The sequence below is a fragment of the Amycolatopsis acididurans genome (assembly GCF_012328925.1).
GTDB classification, from domain to species: Bacteria; Actinomycetota; Actinomycetes; order Mycobacteriales; family Pseudonocardiaceae; genus Amycolatopsis_E; species Amycolatopsis_E acididurans.
The window spans coordinates 17,295-35,202 of the sequence record NZ_JAAXLS010000063.1 but is presented as its reverse complement, the minus strand read 5'-3'; the positions used below and the strand labels follow the sequence as shown (position 1 = coordinate 35,202).

18 protein-coding genes and 1 pseudogene are annotated in these 17,908 nt (G+C 69.0%); 11 read left to right on the top strand and 8 right to left on the bottom strand.

Going from position 1 to position 17,908, the window contains the following annotated elements:
* Nucleotides 1-190, top strand: a pseudogene (locus tag HFP15_RS38245) (hypothetical protein); the annotation flags it as partial.
* Here HFP15_RS38245 and HFP15_RS38240 read toward each other — a convergent pair.
* A complete protein-coding gene (locus tag HFP15_RS38240) occupies nt 187-363 on the bottom strand; it encodes a hypothetical protein (protein WP_246272422.1) in 177 nt (58 codons plus the stop codon). The pseudogene HFP15_RS38245 and the gene HFP15_RS38240 overlap by 4 nt on opposite strands.
* 50 nt (nt 364-413) lie before the next feature.
* Here HFP15_RS38240 and HFP15_RS38235 point away from each other — a divergent pair, with 50 nt between their 5' ends.
* A complete protein-coding gene (locus HFP15_RS38235; RefSeq protein WP_168522784.1) occupies nt 414-887 on the top strand; it encodes an SAM-dependent methyltransferase in 474 nt (157 codons plus the stop codon).
* Nucleotides 888-902: 15 nt separating this feature from the next.
* Here the strand turns inward: HFP15_RS38235 and HFP15_RS38230 are convergent, their stop codons facing one another.
* Genes HFP15_RS38230 through HFP15_RS38210 form a run of 5 tightly spaced genes read right to left on the bottom strand, consistent with a single transcriptional unit; the run spans nt 903 to nt 5,128 of the window.
* On the bottom strand, nt 903-2,066 hold the full coding sequence (locus tag HFP15_RS38230; RefSeq protein WP_168522782.1) for an aldose epimerase family protein: 1,164 nt from the start codon (nt 2,064-2,066) through the stop codon (nt 903-905).
* 17 nt (nt 2,067-2,083) lie between these two features.
* Nucleotides 2,084-2,851 (bottom strand): ATP-binding cassette domain-containing protein, encoded by a 768-nt coding sequence (locus HFP15_RS38225; protein ID WP_312871948.1) that lies wholly within the window; start codon nt 2,849-2,851, stop codon nt 2,084-2,086.
* Entirely contained in the window at nt 2,848-3,000 is a 153-nt protein-coding gene (locus tag HFP15_RS38220) for a hypothetical protein (RefSeq protein ID WP_168522780.1), read from the bottom strand. The genes HFP15_RS38225 and HFP15_RS38220 overlap by 4 nt, the downstream gene beginning before the upstream one ends.
* Nucleotides 2,997-4,028 carry an ABC transporter permease gene (locus HFP15_RS38215; RefSeq protein ID WP_168522778.1) on the bottom strand — a complete coding sequence of 344 codons (1,032 nt, stop codon included), beginning with the start codon at nt 4,026-4,028 and terminating at the stop codon, nt 2,997-2,999. The genes HFP15_RS38220 and HFP15_RS38215 overlap by 4 nt, the downstream gene beginning before the upstream one ends.
* A 17-nt stretch (nt 4,029-4,045) precedes the next feature.
* Nucleotides 4,046-5,128 (bottom strand): sugar ABC transporter substrate-binding protein, encoded by a 1,083-nt coding sequence (locus tag HFP15_RS38210; protein ID WP_210718420.1) that lies wholly within the window; start codon nt 5,126-5,128, stop codon nt 4,046-4,048.
* Nucleotides 5,129-5,305: 177 nt separating this feature from the next.
* On the opposite strand from HFP15_RS38210, the gene HFP15_RS38205 reads away from it, so the two are divergent.
* From HFP15_RS38205 to HFP15_RS38185, 5 genes are all read left to right on the top strand, one after another.
* Nucleotides 5,306-6,037, top strand: a complete 732-nt coding sequence (locus HFP15_RS38205; protein ID WP_168522776.1) for a FadR/GntR family transcriptional regulator — start codon at nt 5,306-5,308, stop codon at nt 6,035-6,037.
* Nucleotides 6,034-6,888, top strand: a complete 855-nt coding sequence (locus tag HFP15_RS38200) for an SMP-30/gluconolactonase/LRE family protein (protein ID WP_168522774.1) — start codon at nt 6,034-6,036, stop codon at nt 6,886-6,888. Before HFP15_RS38205 ends, HFP15_RS38200 begins: the two co-directional genes overlap by 4 nt.
* Before the next feature lie 93 nt (nt 6,889-6,981).
* Nucleotides 6,982-8,001 (top strand): alpha/beta fold hydrolase, encoded by a 1,020-nt coding sequence (locus HFP15_RS38195; protein WP_168522772.1) that lies wholly within the window; start codon nt 6,982-6,984, stop codon nt 7,999-8,001.
* 42 nt (nt 8,002-8,043) lie between these two features.
* The gene (locus tag HFP15_RS38190) at nt 8,044-10,353 is read left to right on the top strand and encodes an ATP-binding protein (RefSeq protein WP_168522770.1); all 2,310 of its coding nucleotides are present in this window, start codon (nt 8,044-8,046) and stop codon (nt 10,351-10,353) included.
* A gap of 281 nt (nt 10,354-10,634) precedes the next feature.
* Nucleotides 10,635-11,825 (top strand): LCP family protein, encoded by a 1,191-nt coding sequence (locus HFP15_RS38185; protein WP_312871946.1) that lies wholly within the window; start codon nt 10,635-10,637, stop codon nt 11,823-11,825.
* A 13-nt stretch (nt 11,826-11,838) separates the two neighbouring features.
* Here HFP15_RS38185 and HFP15_RS38180 read toward each other — a convergent pair whose 3' ends face one another.
* Nucleotides 11,839-12,051, bottom strand: coding sequence for a hypothetical protein (locus tag HFP15_RS38180; RefSeq protein WP_168522766.1), 213 nt, complete (start codon nt 12,049-12,051; stop codon nt 11,839-11,841).
* 159 nt (nt 12,052-12,210) lie between these two features.
* Here HFP15_RS38180 and coaE point away from each other — a divergent pair, with 159 nt between their 5' ends.
* Nucleotides 12,211-13,398, top strand: coding sequence for a dephospho-CoA kinase (gene coaE / locus HFP15_RS38175; protein WP_168522764.1), 1,188 nt, complete (start codon nt 12,211-12,213; stop codon nt 13,396-13,398).
* 5 nt (nt 13,399-13,403) lie between these two features.
* Here coaE and HFP15_RS38170 read toward each other — a convergent pair whose 3' ends face one another.
* Entirely contained in the window at nt 13,404-13,919 is a 516-nt protein-coding gene (locus HFP15_RS38170) for a ribonuclease FAU-1 family protein (protein WP_168522762.1), read from the bottom strand.
* A gap of 59 nt (nt 13,920-13,978) precedes the next feature.
* Here HFP15_RS38170 and HFP15_RS38165 point away from each other — a divergent pair, with 59 nt between their 5' ends.
* From HFP15_RS38165 to uvrB, 3 genes are all read left to right on the top strand, one after another.
* Entirely contained in the window at nt 13,979-15,235 is a 1,257-nt protein-coding gene (locus tag HFP15_RS38165) for a PucR family transcriptional regulator (protein WP_168522760.1), read from the top strand.
* A 141-nt stretch (nt 15,236-15,376) separates the two neighbouring features.
* A complete protein-coding gene (locus HFP15_RS38160; protein ID WP_210718419.1) occupies nt 15,377-15,634 on the top strand; it encodes a hypothetical protein in 258 nt (85 codons plus the stop codon).
* A gap of 49 nt (nt 15,635-15,683) precedes the next feature.
* Entirely contained in the window at nt 15,684-17,840 is a 2,157-nt protein-coding gene (uvrB, locus tag HFP15_RS38155) for an excinuclease ABC subunit UvrB (protein ID WP_168522758.1), read from the top strand.
* Nucleotides 17,841-17,908: the final 68 nt, after the last annotated feature.

Here is a 17,908-nt window from a genome sequence, read left to right as displayed (position 1 = left end):
TGTGTATAAGAGACAGAGCCCGCCCCACCGGAAACCCGTGTCCCGGAGTTCGGCGTCGTCCTCCAGCGCGAAGCCGGGCACCCAGGCGGGGGAGAAGGCGACACCGACCGAGGTGAAACGCCGCTGGGCGGTCACCGGTCTCGTCCTGATCCTCGGCGCGGGAATCGTCGCGCGGCGGATCGGGCGCTAGCCCAGGAGGTAGGTCCCGTGGCCCTCGAACATCAGCACCTCGTTGACCAGCCCGCCTTTCTGGTTGCGGTAGTTGATCACCAGCGTGCTCGCGACGATTTCGAAGTGCAGGTCAGGAATGCGCCGCTTTGACCCACCCCGCGACGAACTCGTGTGCGTGATCCATGACGCCATCGTGCCCCACGTCGTGCGCGCGCTCGCACGGAATGAGGCACACTAAGGGCATGATCTTGCACCCGATCGGCTACGTCCGGTCCCCGAGGTCAGAGCCCGTCGACGACGACTGGGACTCGGTCACGGCACGCGTCGAACTCGACGGTGCGTTGTTCGGCCCGAGCTCGCTGCAAGGGCTCGAGGAGTTCTCACACGTCGAGATCGTGTACGTGTTCGACCGGGTCACGCAGGACAAGGTGCAGCGTTCGACGCGCCGGCCCCGCGGCAATCCGGACTGGCCGTCGGTCGGGATTTTCGCCCAGCGAGCCAAGAACCGGCCGAACCGCATCGGCGTGACGTGCTGCCGGCTGCTCGATGTCGACGGCCTGACCATCAAAGTCCGGGCTCTGGACGCGATCGACGGCAGCCCGGTGCTGGACATCAAGCCGTACATGACGGAGTTCGGCCCGCGCGAGCCGGTGGAGCAGCCGTCGTGGTCCACCGAGCTGATGTCGACGTACTGGGCGACACCGGCCCGGGCCTGAACCCGGGTCCGCGCCTCAGCTGCTTCCCAGGGCGAAAACCGTGGTGCTGCGGTAGGTCTGCCCCGGCCGCAGTACCGTGCTCGGGAAGTCGGGGTGGTTCGGCGAGTCCGGGAAGTGCTGCGTCTCCAGCGCGAAACCGTAGCTCTGCCGGTAGGTCTTGCCGCTCGTCCCCACGAGCGTGCCGTCCAGGAAGTTGCCCGAGTAGAACTGCAGACCCGGCTCCGTTGTGGACACCGTGAGCGTGCGGCCGCTCGCCGGATCGGCGGCGCGGCAGGCCACGGCAGGCGAACCCGAATGGTTCAGCACCCAGTTGTGGTCGTAGCCCTGCCCGGTCAGCAACTGCGGATCGCTCTCGGCGATCCTGGCGCCGATGGCGGTGGCACGGCGGAAGTCGAACGCGGTGCCCCGCACGGGTGCCAGCTCACCGGTCGGGATCTGGGTGCTGTCGGTCGGTGTGTACCGGTCGGCGTCGATCTGCAACGTCTGACCGTAGATGTCGCCCGAGGCCTCACCGGCGAGGTTCCAGTACGTGTGGTTGGTCAGGTTCACCACCGTCGGTTTGTCCGTGGTCGCCTCGTAGTCGATCCGCAGCCGGTTCTGGTTGTCCACCGTGTACGTCACGATCGCGTGCAGTGCGCCGGGATAACCCTGGTCGCCGTCCGGGCTCGTCAGGCTCAGCCGCAAGCCGTCCGGCAGCTCCGCGACATCCCACACCTTGGAGTTGAAACCGGACACGCCGCCGTGCAGGCTGTTGCCGTTGTTGTTGATCGGAACGTGGTAGGTCTGTCCGTCCACAGTGAACTGGCCCTTGGCGATCCGGTTGGCGTACCGGCCGATCAGCGCACCGAAGTAGACACCGCCGCCCGCCGCCGGGCTGTTCTTGGCCACGTAGTCGGCCAGCGTCGGGAAGCCGAGCACCACGTTCGCCTGCCGGCCGCGCTTGTCGGGCACCTCCAGGGTCTGGATGATGCCGCCGTAACTGAGGATCCGCACCCTCATGCCCCTGGCGCTGCTCAACGTGTACCGGTACACGGCCTTGCCGTCGGCCTGCCCGAAGTATTCCTTGGACACGGTGGGCGGCGTGGCCGCCGCGGTGGAGTTCACACTCGTCAACCCTACCGTCGCAAGTCCCGCCGCACCGGCGGCGAGCATGGTGCGCCGCGGGAATCTCGTCCCCATTGACCCTCCAGTGATATTCAGCTGTTCAGGCGGTATTCGGCGTGCACGAGCTCGAGCAGCTCGGCGACCGAGGTCTCCTTCGAAGTCTTGTCGAACGTGATTTCGCCGTGCTGCAACAGGTTCACCCGGTCGCAGACATCGACCACCTGGCTGTAGTTGTGTGCGATGAGGATGATCGCGATATCTCCGCGCTGCTTGAGCTGCGCGAGCAGGCGCAGGATCAGTCCGCCCTCCTTGGCGCCCATCGCGGCCAGCGGCTCGTCCAGCAACAGCAGCTTCGTGTTCTGCGAGTACACCGAGCGGGCGACCGCGATCGCCTGCCGTTGCCCGCCGGAGAGCTGGCCCACTTCCGCCGTGACGGACGGGATGTTGATGCCGATCCCGTCCAGCGCCTCGCGCGCCCGGCGCTTCATCTCCTTGCGCCTGAGGAAGGGCAGCGGTTTGTGCACCAGTTCCTTGTTCAGATGCAGGTTGAGATACACCGGAAGCTCGTTGACCATGGCGAGATCCTGGAACACGGTCTCGATGCCGAGCGAGCGGGCGTGCGTCACCGATTTCAGCTGTACCGGCTCGCCTTCGAACAGCAGGCGGCCGCCGTCGGGCTGGTGGTAACCGGTGAGAATCTTGATCAAAGTGGACTTGCCGGCGCCGTTGTCCCCGATGAGCCCGAGGATCTCACCGCGCCGGACGGACAGGTTGATGTCCTGCAGCGCCCGTACCGGACCGAACCGCTTGCTCACGTGCTCGGCCCGCATCACCTCCGGCACGCCGTTGGCCTCGCTCACGACTGCCTCCGTAAACTGCGGGACACCCGCACCCGGTCGGCGGTCGTGATCGGGACTCCGTCATGGTCGCTCACGACTGCCTCGGTGTTGTGCGGGGACACCCGCACCCGGTCGGCGGTCGCGATCGGGACTCCGTCATGGTCGCTCACGACTGCCTCCGTGAACCTATTCGTTTCCGCACCATCGTCAGATACACGTTCAGCAGCGCCGCGACGAGAATCGCCACCCCGAGCACCACGTAGAACGCGTTGGCGCTGATCCCGGTCAGGTTGAACCCGTCGTACACCAGCCCCAGCAGCAGCGCGCCGAGGAACGCGCCGATCACCGTGCCGGAACCGCCGAGCAGCGCCGTCCCGCCGATGACCGCGGCGGCCACCGCGTAGAACATCGTGTTGAACCCGCCGTTGGTCGGGTCGTAGGAGCCGACCCTGGTGCCCTGCAGAATGCCCGCGAACCCGGCCAGCCCGCCGCTGATCGCGAAGCAGATGACCTTGACCCGGCCGACCCGGATACCGGACTCCGCCGCGCCGATCGGGTTCCCGCCGGTGGCCTGGGTGGAGATGCCGAACCGCGTGGTGGACAGGATCGTCTGCATCACCACGATCACGACCACCGCCCAGATGAACTCCGACCACCCCCAGCCGCCGAAGGTCGAGACCACCCAGCTGCCGGTCGGCGCGCTCACCGGGGAGCCGCCGGAGATGATCAGCGACAGGCCCCACAGCAGGAACGCCATACCGAGCGTGGTGATGAACGAGGACAGCCCGAAAAGGGTATGGACCAGCCCGTTCACGGTGCCGATCGCCGCACTGATCACCACCGAGCCGATGAGTGCCAGTATCAGCGGCCAGCCGTTGTTGTAGAACAGCATCAGCACGAACGGCGAGAGTGTGAAGACGAAGCCCGCGGACAGGTCGATCTGCCCGCAGATCAGCACCATCACCTCGCCGGCGCCGACGATCGCCCACGGCGCCACGTACTGCGCGATCGTGTGGTAGTTCTCGGTGGTCGTGAAACCGGGACCGCTGGTGAGACCGAAGTAGATCGCGGCGGCGATCGTCACCAGCAGAATGGACAGTTCCTTCACCCGGATCAGGCCCGGCCAGAACCCGCTGCGTGGCGGCGGGACGTCCGGTCCGCTCTGGCTGGTCTGTTTCCCGGTGAGCGCGTCGGTCATTCGCGAGCGCCCCTTCGTCAGCTCGTCGCCGCGGGCAACGGGATCGAGGCGGGCATCTGCACCAGATCGGTCTTCGGCCCGCCCTCGAACTTGCTGTTGGCGGAGATGTAGGGACCGACGTTCGCCTTGGTGACGAACGTGAGCCCGGTGTCGGTGACCGGCGGCGCGACGAGCGTGCCGGACAACCGGAACAGATACATGTACAGCACCGGCAGGAATCCTTGCAGGTAGGCGGACTGGTCGATGGTGAAGTCCAGTGCGCCGGAGTCGACCCCCTTGAGCGTGTCGGACAGGGTGTCGTACCCGCCTGCGCGGATCTTGCCCTGCAGGCCGCGATTGGCGATCAGCTGCGCGATCGAGGCGGTGCTGCCCGCGTCCACGGCATAGACGCCCTTGGCGTCGGTATGCCCGTCGTAGGCGGCGGTGATCGCGTTCAGTTCCGAGGCCTGCTCGGCGCCGGTGTTGACCGACTGCACCTGCACCGCGGGCGCCGCCTGCTTGAGCGCGTCGGTGATGCCGTCCAGTCTCGGCTGGACGTTGTTGCCACCGGGCTGGGAGATCCCGACGAGGATCAGCCCGGACGTGACATCACGGGCGATGCGTTGTCCCATCAGGAAACCGGACCGGTAGAGGTCCTGGCCCACATAGGTCAGCGGGAAGTTGCCCGGTGCCGTCGCGTTGTACGCGATCACCGGGATTCCCTTGGCCAGGGCGCGTTTGGTGGGATCGACGAAGGCGTTGTTGTCGGTCAGCGCGATCGCGATGCCGTCGACGTTGCCATTGATCGCGGTGGAGAACGCGTTGGCCATCTCGGACACGTTGCCCTCGGTCGAGCCTGTCCACTGCGGTGCGGGCAGGCCGAGAAGCTTCGCCGCGTCCGCCAGCCCGGTCTTGGTGGGCACGAAAAACGAGTTGGTCGTGACATGGTTGATGAACACGAACCGCCAGCCGGGCGTGCTGGGGAAGTTGCCCACACCACCGGATTGTGAGCCACCCTGGACACCATTGCACGCGGACAACAACGCGGTCGCGGCGGCCGCGCCGCCACCGGCACCCACGTACTTCAGCAGGGATCTCCGGGAAGTCCGGGCATCGCTCATGGTCAACCACCCATCCACGTCGGCGGGGAACTCGGGGCCTGGCGCTCAAGCGTGCCTGAATCATTCGATGATTCGTCGATACAGTCAAGACCTGGGAAACATGAACTTCTGTCGCGAGTAACGATTGAGAGAAGGGGTTCAGTTGACTTTATTGACTAATGATTCGATGATTACTCCATGAGTATGACGAAGGAGGGGCCACTCGGGCGCCACCGCACGATCCACGGCCGGGTGGTGGAGTGGCTCGGCCTTCGCATCGTCTCCGGTGAGCTGCCCGCCGGCAGCCAGCTGCCCAACGAGGCCGACCTCGCCGCCCAGCTCAATGTAAGCCGTGGCGGGGTGCGGGAGGCGGTCAAGGCCCTCGCGGCGAAGGGGCTGGTGGAGCCGAGGCCGCGGCTGGGCACGCGGGTGCTTCCGCGCGAGATGTGGAACCTGATGGACCGCGACGTGATCAGCTGGTACAGCAGGCTCGCGCGGGCGGATTTCCTCACCGACCTGCTCGAGCTGCGGCTGATGGTCGAGCCCGGGGCGGCGCAGCTGGCCGCCGAGCGCGCGAGCGAGGAACAGATCGCCGAGCTGGCAAGCGCCTACCAGCGGATGCACCAGCACGCACCGGAGTTGCCCGAACACGAGGAGGTGTTCGTCGAGGCCGACCTGGCCTTCCACCTCATCCTGCTGCGGGCCAGCGGCAATCAGCTGATCGAACAGCTCGGCAGGCTGCTGGAAACGAGCCTGTACCACGGGCTCGAGGTCAGCTCGCACGCTCCGGGTGGCGTCGCCGCGACGCTGCCGATGCACCAGGCGGTGCTGGCCGCCGTGCGCGGCCGCAAACCCGTCGCGGCCGGCCGTGCGATGCGACGGCTCATCGAGACCACCATCGAGAACGTACGGGAGCTGGTCTCCGAATGACGTCCACAGTGGACCAGGTCACCGAACCCCTTGCCGCGCACGGGGAAGGCCCGGTGTGGCACGAGGGCTGGCCGGGACTGCGCTGGGTGGACATGCTCGCGGGGGACGTGCTGCAACTGGACGCGGCGACGCAGGCCGTGTCGCGCCACCACGTCGGCACGGTCGCCGCCGCGCTACGGCCACGCTTCGACGGCGGGGTGGTGCTCGCGCTCGAGCGCGGTTTCGCGTTCGCCGGCGCCGACCTGACCGGCGTCGAGCCGCTCGGCGAGCTGTGGGACGACCCGGGTGTGCGGATGAACGACGGCGGCTGCGATCCCGACGGCCGCTTCTACTGCGGGTCGATGGCCTACAGCGAGCGACCGGGCGCGGGCAGCCTGTACCGGCTCGGCACCGACGGCACCGTGACGACCGTGCTCACCGGAGTCACCATCTCCAACGGCCTGGTCTGGAGCCCGGACGGCGGCACCGCCTACTACGTCGACACCCCGACACGGCGGGTGGACGCGTTCGACTACGACCCGGAGCGCGGACTGACCGGCCGCCGCACCGCCGTCGAGATCCCCGAGGCGGCCGGAGCGCCCGACGGGATGACGGTGGACGCCGAGGGCAGGCTGTGGATCGCCTTGTGGGGCGGGAGCGCGGTTCGTTGCTACAGCACCGAAGGCGTGCTGGAGGACCACGTCCCGCTGCCGGTTTCCCGGGTCACCGCCTGCGCTTTCGGTGGCCCCGATCTCGGTGAGCTCTACATAACGACGTCACAGCAGGGAGTACGGGAACCCGGGGCGGGTGCGCTGTTCCGGTATCGTCCCGGCGTCAAGGGTGTGCGTACGCTCGGCTATTCGGCTCGGTAGCGAAGTACGTACTTTCCCGGTGCCGCGTGCCGGTCCGCGCCAGCGATCCTCGGGTGACCAGAACGGTCTGTACTTGTAACAAGGAGGATCCGCATGCGAGCCCTAAACCTGGGCCTCGCCGCTACCGCACTACTCGCACGTTCGGCAGCACGGATCGCCACCTGTGGTCTCGTTGGCGGCACACGAGAGATCGGCCCGGTCGTTCCGGCCGGTCGGCCACAGGGGCAACGCTGGACGGTGCTCGCGGACGACGGCGTCGTCCTGCACGCGGAAGTCGACGGGGATCCCTGCGCACCACTCACGGTCGTGCTGTGTCACGGCTACGCGCTGACCGGCGAAAGCTGGTGTTTCCAGCGCGCGGCGCTGGCGGACTGGGCCCGGGTCGTGGTGTGGGACCAGCGCGGGCACGGCTGGTCCGAGCGCGGCCCGGCGGCACACGCCACCATCGACCAGCTGGGCCGGGACCTGCTCGCGGTGCTGGAGCAGACGGCGACGACGGGCCCGGTCGTGCTGGTCGGGCACTCGATGGGCGGAATGGCCATCATGGCGCTGGCCGAACAGCGACCGGATCTGTTCGGTGACCGGATCGCCGGGGTCGCGCTGCTCGGCACGAGCGCGGGTCCGGTCACGGTCGATTTCGGTCTGCCGTCGCGGGCGATGGACGCCCTGCACCACGTCGCGCCCTGGGCGATGTCCGCGCTGTGCCGGGTGCCGGCGTTGGCGCGGTTCGCGCCCGTGCGGGACCTGCTGCGGCTGCTGGTCGGGCGGCACGCGTTCGGCTCCGAGGTCCCGCCCGCGGTCGGCGATTTTCTCGTCGGTTTGATCGAATCGGTGTCACTGGATGTGCTCGCCGATTTTTTCCCGCAGTTTCGATATCACGACAAACGCGCCGCGCTGAGCGCGCTGGCCGACGTCGCCTGTCTGGTGATGGCGGGGGAGCACGATCTGTTGACTCCCTGCCGGGACAGCGAAACCATCGTCGCCGCGGTGCCACACGCGGAATACGTCGTGGTGCCCGGCGCCGGGCATGCGTTTCCACTGGAACGTCCGGACTTGGTCAATACCCAACTGTCCCGATTCCTCGACGGATTCGTTCAGTTGCGCTCGGCCTGAGAACCGGCGACGGTCGCCGAAAAGCGGCATAGACTTTTCACTGTGCCCGAACCGCCCAGACCCAGCGGCAGCCTGCCGGCCGAGCTGACGAGTTTCGTCGGCAGGCGCCGCGAGCTGGCCGAGACGAAACGGCTGCTGACGCAGTCGCGGCTCGTCACGCTCACCGGCATGGGCGGGGTCGGCAAGACGCGGCTGGCCCTGCGCGCCGGCGCCGGAATGCGGCGGGCTTTTCCCGACGGGGTCTGGTTCGTGCCGCTGGCCGAACTGCGCGAGCCCGCCATGTTGTCCGCGGCCATCGCGACCGCGCTCGGCCTCACCGACAGTGCCACCGCCAACGTGGCCGGGCTCGCCGAGTATCTCGACGACAAGCGGTTGCTGCTCATCCTCGACAACTGCGAGCACGTGCTGCACGCGTGCGCCGTGCTGACCGCGAAACTGCTGTCGGCGGCCCACGGCGTGCGGATTCTGGCCACCAGCAGGCAGATCCTGCGCGCCGACGGCGAACAGATCCTGACCGTGCCGCCGCTGTCGGTGCCGGAGGGCGACGGCGGGGAATCGCCGGGGCACAGCGAGTCGGTGACCCTCTTCGCCGACCGTGCGGCCGCCGTGCAGCCGGGATTCCAGGTCGACGCGCGCAACCGCGAGGACGTCGTGCGGCTGTGCCAGCGGCTCGACGGCATCCCGCTGGCCATCGAACTCGCGGCCGTCCGGCTGCGGGTGCTCTCCCTCGAACAGGTGCTGCATCGCCTGGACAACCGGTTCCGGCTGCTGACCACCGGCAGCCGCACAGTGCTGCCCCGCCAGCGGACGCTGGAGGCCACCGTCGAGTGGAGCTACGAGCTGTGCACGCCGCAGGAACAGGCGGTGTGGCGGGCGGTTTCCGTGCTGCCGGGCGGTTTCGACCTCGACGCGGCGGAAATCGTGTGCACGGTCGACGGCGTCGAGCCCGGCGACGTGCTGGACCTGATCGCCGCGCTGGTCGACAAATCGGTGCTTACCAGGCGCGACGGCACGTTCGGGCGCACGGCGTGGTACCGGATGCTGGAGACGGTGCGCGAATACGGTCAGCTCAAGCTCGCCGAATCCGGCCGGGAGCCGGAAGTGCGGGCCCGGCACGTCGAGTACTGCCTGCGGCTGGCGCGGCAGTACCGGGCCGAATCCTTCGGGCCCGCGCAACTGGACTGGATCCGGCGCTTGCGCCGCGAGCACGCGATCCTGCGGGCGGCGCTCGATCACTGCCTCCACGACGCGACCAAGGTGCGGCATGCCACGGAGATCGCGGCGTCGCTGTGGGACTTCTGGTACGCGGCGGGTTTTCTCGTCGAGGGGCATCACTGGATCCGGCAGGCACTCGCGCTGGACACCGAGCCCACCCCGGCCCGCGCGCGTGCGCTCGGCGCGTGCGCGTTCATGTCGGCACAGTTCGGCGAACCGGATGCGGCATGGGGATCGCTGAACGAACTGGCCGTGCTGGCGGAACGTTTCGACGACGACCTGCTGCGCGCCGGGCACGCCCAGGTTTCCGGCCTGGTGCGGTTCTACAGCGGGGACGCCCTCGGCGGGCGCGAGGCCATGGAGCGCGCGCTACGCGGCTATCGCGCCGCCGGCGATGAGTTCCAGGTCTTCAACACGCTGGTGCTGCTGTCGTCGGTGACGTTCTTCCTCGCCGATCCCGACGGTGCGCGATACGCCGAGGAAGCGCTTTCTCTGGCGGTGCGCTGCGGTGCCGACTGGTCGAAAACCTATGCGCTGTGGGCGGTCGCGGTGCACGCCTGGCGGGCCGGTGCCCCGCAGCGCGCGACGGCCTTGCTGCGCGAAGCCATCGCGATGCGGCTGAGTGACCGCACCCAGCTCGCGTTCGCGATCGGCGCGCTGGCGTGGTGCGCGCAGGCCATGGGACAGCACGAACGCGCGGCGGGTCTGCTCGGTGCGGCGCAAGCTGTGTGGCTGCTCAGCGGCGCGCGTGTCGCGGAAAGCCGTCCGTACCAGACCTTGAACGAGCAGTGCGCCGAACGCAGCCGCGCCGCGCTCGGTGCGCAGGCCTACCAGGCGGCGTTCGACGCCGCCGCGAGCTTCGGTCCGGACGAGGCGATTTCCTTCGCACTGGCGGAAAAAGCGGGCAAACCGCGGACCGTGGAACGGCGCAGCTCGCCGGGCGGGCTGACGCGCCGCGAACGGGAAATCGCCGAACTCGTCGCCGAGGGGCTGAGCAACCGCGCCATCGCCACGCGGCTGGTCATCGCGCAGCGCACGGCGGAGACACATGTCGAGAACATCCTGGCCAAACTCGGTTTCACGTCGCGGGCGCAGATCGCCGCCTGGCTCGCCGAACACCGGGGCAACGCGGTCTAACTACGTAGCGAACTCGGTAGGTCTACCGGTTCGCGGGATGCGCGTGGAGCGCATCCTGGACAAGCGCCACCAGAAACCAGCCGTCCGGTACTCGCCCTCCCCCTCGGGTGCCGCTCGGCACGAGCGCGGCGGGGCTGCCCAAGCCTGCCCGTGACGGCGTCCCGCCGCGCTCATTCCTCCTCCGGTGCTTCCTCACCCCCAGGGCCGGACTTCACAGGAAACTGTCAGCAAAGCAGTGGATGATGGAGTTCACCGGTTCAGGTGGATGAGAAAGGGCTGTGGTGCGCTGGAAACCCATCGCGTACTCCGCCCTGGGGCTGGTGTCGCTGCTCGTCCTCGGGGCAACGGGTTACGCGTGGACGCAGCTCAACCGGCTCGACTCGGGGCTCGCGACCGCCGACGTGATAGCGCCGTCGGCGCAGCTGCCCGCGTCTCCGTCCGTGGTTCCCGAGCAGAACATCCTGCTCGCGGGGGTCGACTCGCGCACCGACGTGCAGGGCAATCCGCTGCCGCGCGACATCCTGGACCAGCTGCACGCCGGTGACCAAAGCGACGGCGGGGACACAACGGACACCATGATCGTCGTGCACATCCCGGCGGGTGGCGGAGCGGCGACGGCGATCTCGATCCCGCGCGACTCCTACGTCGACATCGCGGGTGGCTACGGCAAGCACAAGATCAACTCGGCCTACACCTACGGCAAGAACGCGGAGCGCCAGCGGCTGACCGCGCAGGGCGTGACCGGCGCCGAGCTCGAGCGCCGCGCCGACCAGGCGGGCGCGCGCACCGCGATCCAGACCGTGGAGCAGTTCACCGGGCTGACCATCAACCACTACGCGGCGGTGAACCTCGTCGGGTTCTACTCGCTCAGTCTCGCCGTCGGCGGGGTCCCGGTGTGCCTGAAGGAGCCGGTGCACGACAGCTACTCGGGCGCGGACTTCCCGGCCGGGCGGCAGACGTTGTCCGGTGCGCAGGCGCTGGCGTTCGTGCGGCAACGGCACGGGCTGCCCAACGGTGACCTCGACCGGATCGCGCGCCAGCAGGCCTTCCTGTCCAGTGCCGCCAAGGTGCTGCTCGACACCGGCACGCTGGCCAACCCCGTCAAACTGAACAACCTCATCGCCGCGGTGCAGCAGTCGGTGCTCATCGATCAGGGCTGGGACCTGCTCGACTTCGCCAAGCAGATGCGGTCGCTGAGCTCGGACGGCCTGACCTTCGCGACGATCCCGGTGCAGTCGCTGAACCTGCAGACGCCCTACGACGGGGACGCGGTCAAGGTCGACCAGGCGCAGGTGCGCTCGTTCATCGGGGCGCTGATCGGTGAGCCGGTGACCTCGTCCGCTTCGTCGCCGGCCTCGGTGCAGCCCTACGTGGCCGCCGCCCCGGCGGGGCGGAGCAGCACCCCGCCTACCACGGACGCCTCGGTCGTGCCCAGCGGCGGCGGCACCGACCTCACCGGCTGCGTGAGTTAGTCACGGGGCCCGCTCACGTCGTGGCGGGGATCCAGGCGCGTTCGCTCGCGGCCAAGCGGGCGCGGCGGCGGAGGCCGGCGAGACTGTGCTTCGCCGGGACGAGCAGCGCCGTGAGCCAGTTGCGCCGGTATTCCTCCAGCGCGGCCGCAACCGGTCGGTGCAGGACGCAGTGCACCAGCCCCGGCGTCCCGAGCCGGTGCCTCCCGACGTGCTTGCTCGCGGGCATCGTTCCTCCGTGTGGGCGACCTTCCGTCGCGAACGGTACGCAACGGGAGCGCCGAAGCGGTGTAGCCGGGGCGGCGTGTCCCCCGTCTCGGTTTAATTACGGTCCGCAAGAGTGGTAGTCACACCTCCGGGTGGTACCCCGTGCTGGTTGAATGCACGCATGCTGCGAGTGGGGCTCACCGGGGGTATCGGCGCGGGCAAGTCGACCGTGGCGGCGCGGCTCGCCGAACACGGGGCGGTACTGATCGACGCCGACAAGATCGCCCGCGAGGTGGTCGAACCCGGCACCGAGGGGCTGGCCCGCCTGGTCGAGGCCTTCGGCGAGGACATCCGCACCCCCGAGGGGGCGCTCGACCGGCCCGCCCTCGCCACGAAGGCCTTCGCCGACGAGGCCTCCCGGCGCAGGCTCAACGGCATCCTCCATCCCCTCATCGGCGCCCGCACCGCAGAGCTGATGGCCGCGGTCGCGCCGGACGCCATCGTCGTGCACGACGTGCCGCTGCTCGTCGAGGGCGGGATGGGCGCCATGTACCACCTGGTGCTCGTGGTCGACGCGCCCGTGGAAACCCGGGTCCAGCGCCTGGTGGAGCTGCGTGGCATGCCCGAGGCCGACGCCCGCGCCCGCATCGCCGCCCAGGCCGACGAGGCCGCCCGCCGCGCCACCGCCGACGTGTGGCTCGACAACGGCGGCGCCCCGGACATCGTGCTGGCCCAGCTCGACCGGCTGTGGGCCGACCGGCTGGTGCCGTTCGAGGCGAACATCCGGCTGCGGCGCCCCCGGTCCCCGATGCCGCCGGATGTCGTGCCCTACGACCAGACCTGGCCCGCGCAGGCGGAGCGCGCGCTGGCCAGGATCCGGCTCGCGGTGGGGGACAAGGCGCTGCGGGTGGACCACATCGGCTCGACCTCGGTGCCCGGGCTGCCCGCGAAGGACGTGCTGGACCTCCAGGTCACGGTGTCCACTTTGGACGTGGCGGACGAGTTCGCGGACGCGTTGTCCGACGCCGGTTTCCTCCGCGCCGGCGGGGACTGGTGGGACGAGTCGCAGGACGACGCGAACGGCCCGTGGTACAAGCGTTACCACTTCGGTGCCGACCCAGGGCGCCGGATCAACCTGCACGTCCGCTCGCTGGAGACGCCCGCCTGGCGCCTCGCGCTGCTGTTCGCCGCGTGGCTGCGGGAGAACCCGGCCGAACGCGACGCCTACGCCGAGGTCAAGCGCAAGCTCGCGGCCGCGCACGCCGCCGACGCCTCCTCGGGGCCCTACAGCGAGGACAAGCAGCCGTGGGTCAACGCCGCGTTCCGGCGCGCCGAGGAGTGGGCGGCCGCCACCGGCTGGACCCCCTGAGCCGGTCAGTGCCTCCGCCAGCGTAGCTCGATGTCCATTGTGGACAGCCAGTCGGCCACCTTGTAGCCGTGTGCGGCCAGGCCTTCCACCGTGGCGTGGCTGATCCGCAGCGCGCGCTCGGCGTCGGCGGGCGCGAGCAGGCCCGCCGACGTGGCGGCGAGCAGCTCGTCGGTGTCCAGCACCTCCAGGCCGCGCCCCTCGCGCACGACGATGTCCAGATACCAGTCGATGGAGCGCCACGTCGTGCCCTCGCGCTCGACGGTCACGACGTCGAGATAGAAGTCCTGGTCGCGCTCATGTCCTTCGGAGAACCAGAAATCCGTCAGCCGCAGGCCGAGATCGGGCAGCAGCCACGATTCGAGGTAGTGGAACTGCGCCCGGCCCGGCGCGGGGCGGGCCAGGTAGAGCCCGAACTCCTCGACGCGGTACTCCTCGACCTCGCGCACTATTCCCTTCGGATCGATGTTGGTTCCGGCGGCGACATCGAAGATCTCGATCTTCGACGGATGGATCTCTGCCATGGGCACATCTTCGCGGTTTCCTGGCCCGAAAACGAGTGCCGCGCCGGTAAGGTGACCGAATGCTGGACGAACGGGCCGTCACCGAGAGTGTCGCGGAACTGGCGTCGGGACTGAGTGGTCAGGTCGACGAGCTGACCGGTGAGCTTCTCCAGCTCTACGCCCGTGAGCTGCCGCATCTGGTGCACGACGACGAAAGCGTGGTGAGCCTGCTTTCCGCGAGCCTGCACCAGAATCTCGACACCGCGTTACGGATTTTCCAGCACTGTATCGACCCCGGCCGGGTCGAGGCGCCCGCGGCGGCGATGGAGTACGCGCGCCGGCTCGCGCAGCGCGGCACGCCGGTGATCGACCTGATCCGCGCGTACTACCTGGGGCAGACCGCGATACTCAACCACGCGCTGATCACGGCGACCGGTCAGGTCGAGGACCGGGCACTGCTCGGCGCGATGATGAGCCAGGTGCTGACCGGCGCGTTCGCCTTCATCGACCGGGTGACCCAGCAGGTGGTCTCGGCCTACCAGGAGGAACGCGATCGCTGGCTCCTGGGCCGCAGTGCCGCCCGCGCCGCCCGCGTGCGCGCCCTGCTGGACGGCGGCGCCGATCTGGAGGGCAGCGAGACGGCGCTGGGCTACCGGCTGCGGGGCACGCATCTGGCGATGATCGTGTGGCACGGCGTGGAACCCTTGTCCGGCAACGGCTTGTCCGGCCTGGAACGGCTGACCGGCGAGATCGCCGAGAACCTGCCCAGCGCGGGCAAACCCCTGTTCGTGCCGATCGACGAGCTGTCCTCGTGGGTGTGGGTGCCCCTGGATCGGGCCGGGCTGCCGGATGAGGACCACGTGCGCAAGGTGCTCGCCGGCGCCGATCCCACGGTGCGGCTCGCGATCGGCGAACCCGGTGAGGGCCTCGAGGGCTTCCGCCGCAGCCACCGGCAGGCCCAGCGGGTGCACGCGCTCGCCGACGCGGCCGGCGAACACTGCGACCGCGTGCTGACCTTCCGCGAGGTCGGTGCGATCGCGTTGATGGCCGCGGACCTCGGCGCGGCCAAGGCGTGGGTGAGCGACACGCTCGGCGAACTCGCCACCGACGACGAGCAGCACGCGCGGGCGCGCGACACCTTGCGGGTGTTCCTCGCGACCGGCAGCAGCTACACGGCCGCCGCCGGCCTGCTGTCCATGCACAAGAACTCGGTGCAGTACCGGGTGCGCAAGGCGCAGGACATGCTCGGCAGGCCGGTGTCGGACAACCGGCTCGACGTCGAACTCGCGCTCAAGCTCTGCCAGCGGCTCGGTCCCGCGGTGCTCAATACTCCGTGACAACCACTCCTTCGAGCGTCACGATTGACGGCTGTTCAAGGCCGCCGCGCTGGCGTTTTCGGTCACCCGGACCAGCGGGAGGGGTGATCGTTGGGCCGTTGGCACGAAGCGTTCGCGATTATTCCGGTTTACGCTGAGCGCATGGGGAACCTGGTCCATGCCGAGACGGCCGAACTGGTGGCCGTGGTCCGCCTGCGCCGCGGCGTGGTCGGCGAGTGCAAACGCGTCAGCCACATCGTCCCTATCCCCGAGCACGGGCCCATTCCGTCCCACCTCACAGCCCTGTGCGGCGAGCTGATCCTGCCCGAGCAGGCCGAGGTGCTCAGCGGTGTGAGCGGGATGCCGTGCGAGGCCTGCCTGGCCCGTTCGTCCCGTCGCGATTGCCGCTGGCTGGACTGAGCACGGCACCGCGCCGGAAATTGTCGGTGGGTGGTCCTACCCTGGAGTCGTGGCCTTCGCAACCGAACACCCCGTACTCGCGCAGTCCGACTTCCGCCCGGTCTCCGACATCCCGCGCACCGGCGGCCGTTTCGAGGTCGTGAGCGACTACGCCCCCGCCGGTGACCAGCCCGCGGCCATCGACGACCTGGAACGCAGGCTCACCGGGGGCGAGAAGGACATCGTGCTGCTCGGTGCCACCGGTACCGGCAAATCGGCCACCACGGCGTGGTTGATCGAGCGGGTGCAGCGGCCCACGCTGGTCATGGCGCCGAACAAGACGCTGGCCGCCCAGCTGGCCAACGAGCTGCGCGAGTTCTTCCCGCACAACGCGGTCGAATACTTCGTCAGCTACTACGATTATTACCAGCCCGAGGCCTACGTCCCGCAGACCGACACCTACATCGAGAAGGACTCGTCGATCAACGACGACGTCGAGCGGCTGCGGCACTCGGCCACCTCGAACCTGCTGTCCAGGCGCGACGTCATCGTGGTCGCGTCGGTGTCCTGCATCTACGGCCTCGGCACGCCGCAGTCCTACCTCGACCGGTCCAGCAAGCTGGCCGTCGGCGCCGAGGTCGACCGGGACACGTTCCTGCGCGCGCTGGTCGACGTGCAGTACACCCGCAACGACCTGGCGTTCGCGCGCGGCACCTTCCGGGTGCGGGGGGACACGGTCGAGATCATTCCGGCTTACGAGGAGCTGGCCATCCGCGTCGAGTTCTTCGGCGACGAGATCGACAAGCTGTACTACCTGCATCCGCTCACCGGCGAGATCGTGCGCGAGGTCGAGGAGGTGCGGATCTTCCCGGCCACGCACTACGTCGCCGGGCCGGAGCGGATGGAGAAGGCCATCCGCGGCATCGAGGCCGAGCTGGAGGACCAGCTGGCCAAGCTGGAGAAGCAGGGCAGGCTGCTGGAGGCGCAGCGGCTGCGGATGCGCACCAGCTATGACATCGAGATGATGCGGCAGGTCGGGTTCTGCTCGGGCATCGAGAACTACTCGCGGCACATCGACGGCCGCGAGGCGGGCTCGGCCCCGGCCACCCTGCTCGATTACTTCCCGGACGATTTCCTGCTGGTCATCGACGAGTCGCACGTGACGGTGCCGCAGATCGGCGGTATGTACGAGGGTGACGCCTCGCGCAAGCGGACGCTGGTGGAGCACGGGTTCCGGCTGCCCAGCGCGCTGGACAACCGGCCGCTGACGTGGGAGGAGTTCAGCGACCGGATCGGGCAGACGGTGTACCTGTCGGCCACGCCCGGCCCGTACGAGATGGGCCAGACCGGCGGCGAGTTCGTCGAGCAGGTCATCCGGCCGACCGGGCTGATCGACCCCGAGGTGATCGTGAAGCCCACCGAGGGGCAGATCGACGATCTGGTGCACGAGATCCGGGTGCGCGCCGAGAAGGACGAGCGGGTGCTGGTCACCACGCTGACCAAGAAGATGGCCGAGGATCTCACCGACTACCTGCTGGAGCTGGGGATCCGGGTGCGGTATCTGCATTCGGAGGTCGACACGCTGCGGCGGGTGGAGCTGCTGCGGCAGCTGCGCTCGGGTGACTTCGACGTGCTGGTCGGCATCAACCTGCTGCGTGAGGGTCTCGACCTGCCCGAGGTGTCGCTGGTGTCCATTCTGGACGCCGACAAGGAGGGCTTCCTGCGCAGCGGCACGTCGCTGATCCAGACGATCGGCCGCGCGGCGCGGAACGTGTCGGGCCAGGTGCACATGTACGCCGACAAGATCACCGACTCGATGCAGTACGCGATCGACGAGACCAACCGGCGGCGCGCCAAGCAGATCGCCTACAACGAGGAGCGCGGGCTGGACCCGCAGCCGCTGCGCAAGAAGATCGCCGACATCCTCGACCGCGTCTACACCGAGGCGGAGGACACCGAAGAGGTCGCCGTCGGAGGTTCGGGCCGCAACGCCTCGCGCGGCAAGAAGCCGGAGCAGGGTGGCGGCCAGCGCAGCTCGGGTGTGCTGGTGGACCGCAACGTGTCGGCGATGCCGCGCGCGGAGCTGGCGGATCTGATCCAGTCGATGACGGACCAGATGATGCAGGCGGCCCGCGACCTCCAGTTCGAGCTGGCGGCGCGCCTCCGCGACGAGATCGCGGACCTGAAGAAGGAGCTGCGGGGCATGGACGCGGCGGGGGTGAAGTAGGGCTTTCGCCCGGGCGCCGGGCGCGGGCTCCCGCGCGGGGCGCCGGGCGCTGGTCCCGGGCGGGCGCC

Coding starts and splice junctions, on each gene's coding strand:
- HFP15_RS38240 (WP_246272422.1), bottom strand. CDS start 363: ATGGCGTCATGGATCACGCACACGAGTTCGTCGCGGGGTGGGTCAAAG.
- HFP15_RS38235 (WP_168522784.1), top strand. CDS start 414: ATGATCTTGCACCCGATCGGCTACGTCCGGTCCCCGAGGTCAGAGCCC.
- HFP15_RS38230 (WP_168522782.1), bottom strand. CDS start 2,066: ATGGGGACGAGATTCCCGCGGCGCACCATGCTCGCCGCCGGTGCGGCG.
- HFP15_RS38215 (WP_168522778.1), bottom strand. CDS start 4,028: ATGACCGACGCGCTCACCGGGAAACAGACCAGCCAGAGCGGACCGGAC.
- HFP15_RS38210 (WP_210718420.1), bottom strand. CDS start 5,128: ATGAGCGATGCCCGGACTTCCCGGAGATCCCTGCTGAAGTACGTGGGT.
- HFP15_RS38205 (WP_168522776.1), top strand. CDS start 5,306: ATGAGTATGACGAAGGAGGGGCCACTCGGGCGCCACCGCACGATCCAC.
- HFP15_RS38200 (WP_168522774.1), top strand. CDS start 6,034: ATGACGTCCACAGTGGACCAGGTCACCGAACCCCTTGCCGCGCACGGG.
- HFP15_RS38195 (WP_168522772.1), top strand. CDS start 6,982: ATGCGAGCCCTAAACCTGGGCCTCGCCGCTACCGCACTACTCGCACGT.
- HFP15_RS38180 (WP_168522766.1), bottom strand. CDS start 12,051: ATGCCCGCGAGCAAGCACGTCGGGAGGCACCGGCTCGGGACGCCGGGG.
- coaE (WP_168522764.1), top strand. CDS start 12,211: ATGCTGCGAGTGGGGCTCACCGGGGGTATCGGCGCGGGCAAGTCGACC.
- HFP15_RS38170 (WP_168522762.1), bottom strand. CDS start 13,919: ATGGCAGAGATCCATCCGTCGAAGATCGAGATCTTCGATGTCGCCGCC.
- HFP15_RS38165 (WP_168522760.1), top strand. CDS start 13,979: ATGCTGGACGAACGGGCCGTCACCGAGAGTGTCGCGGAACTGGCGTCG.
- HFP15_RS38160 (WP_210718419.1), top strand. CDS start 15,377: ATGGGGAACCTGGTCCATGCCGAGACGGCCGAACTGGTGGCCGTGGTC.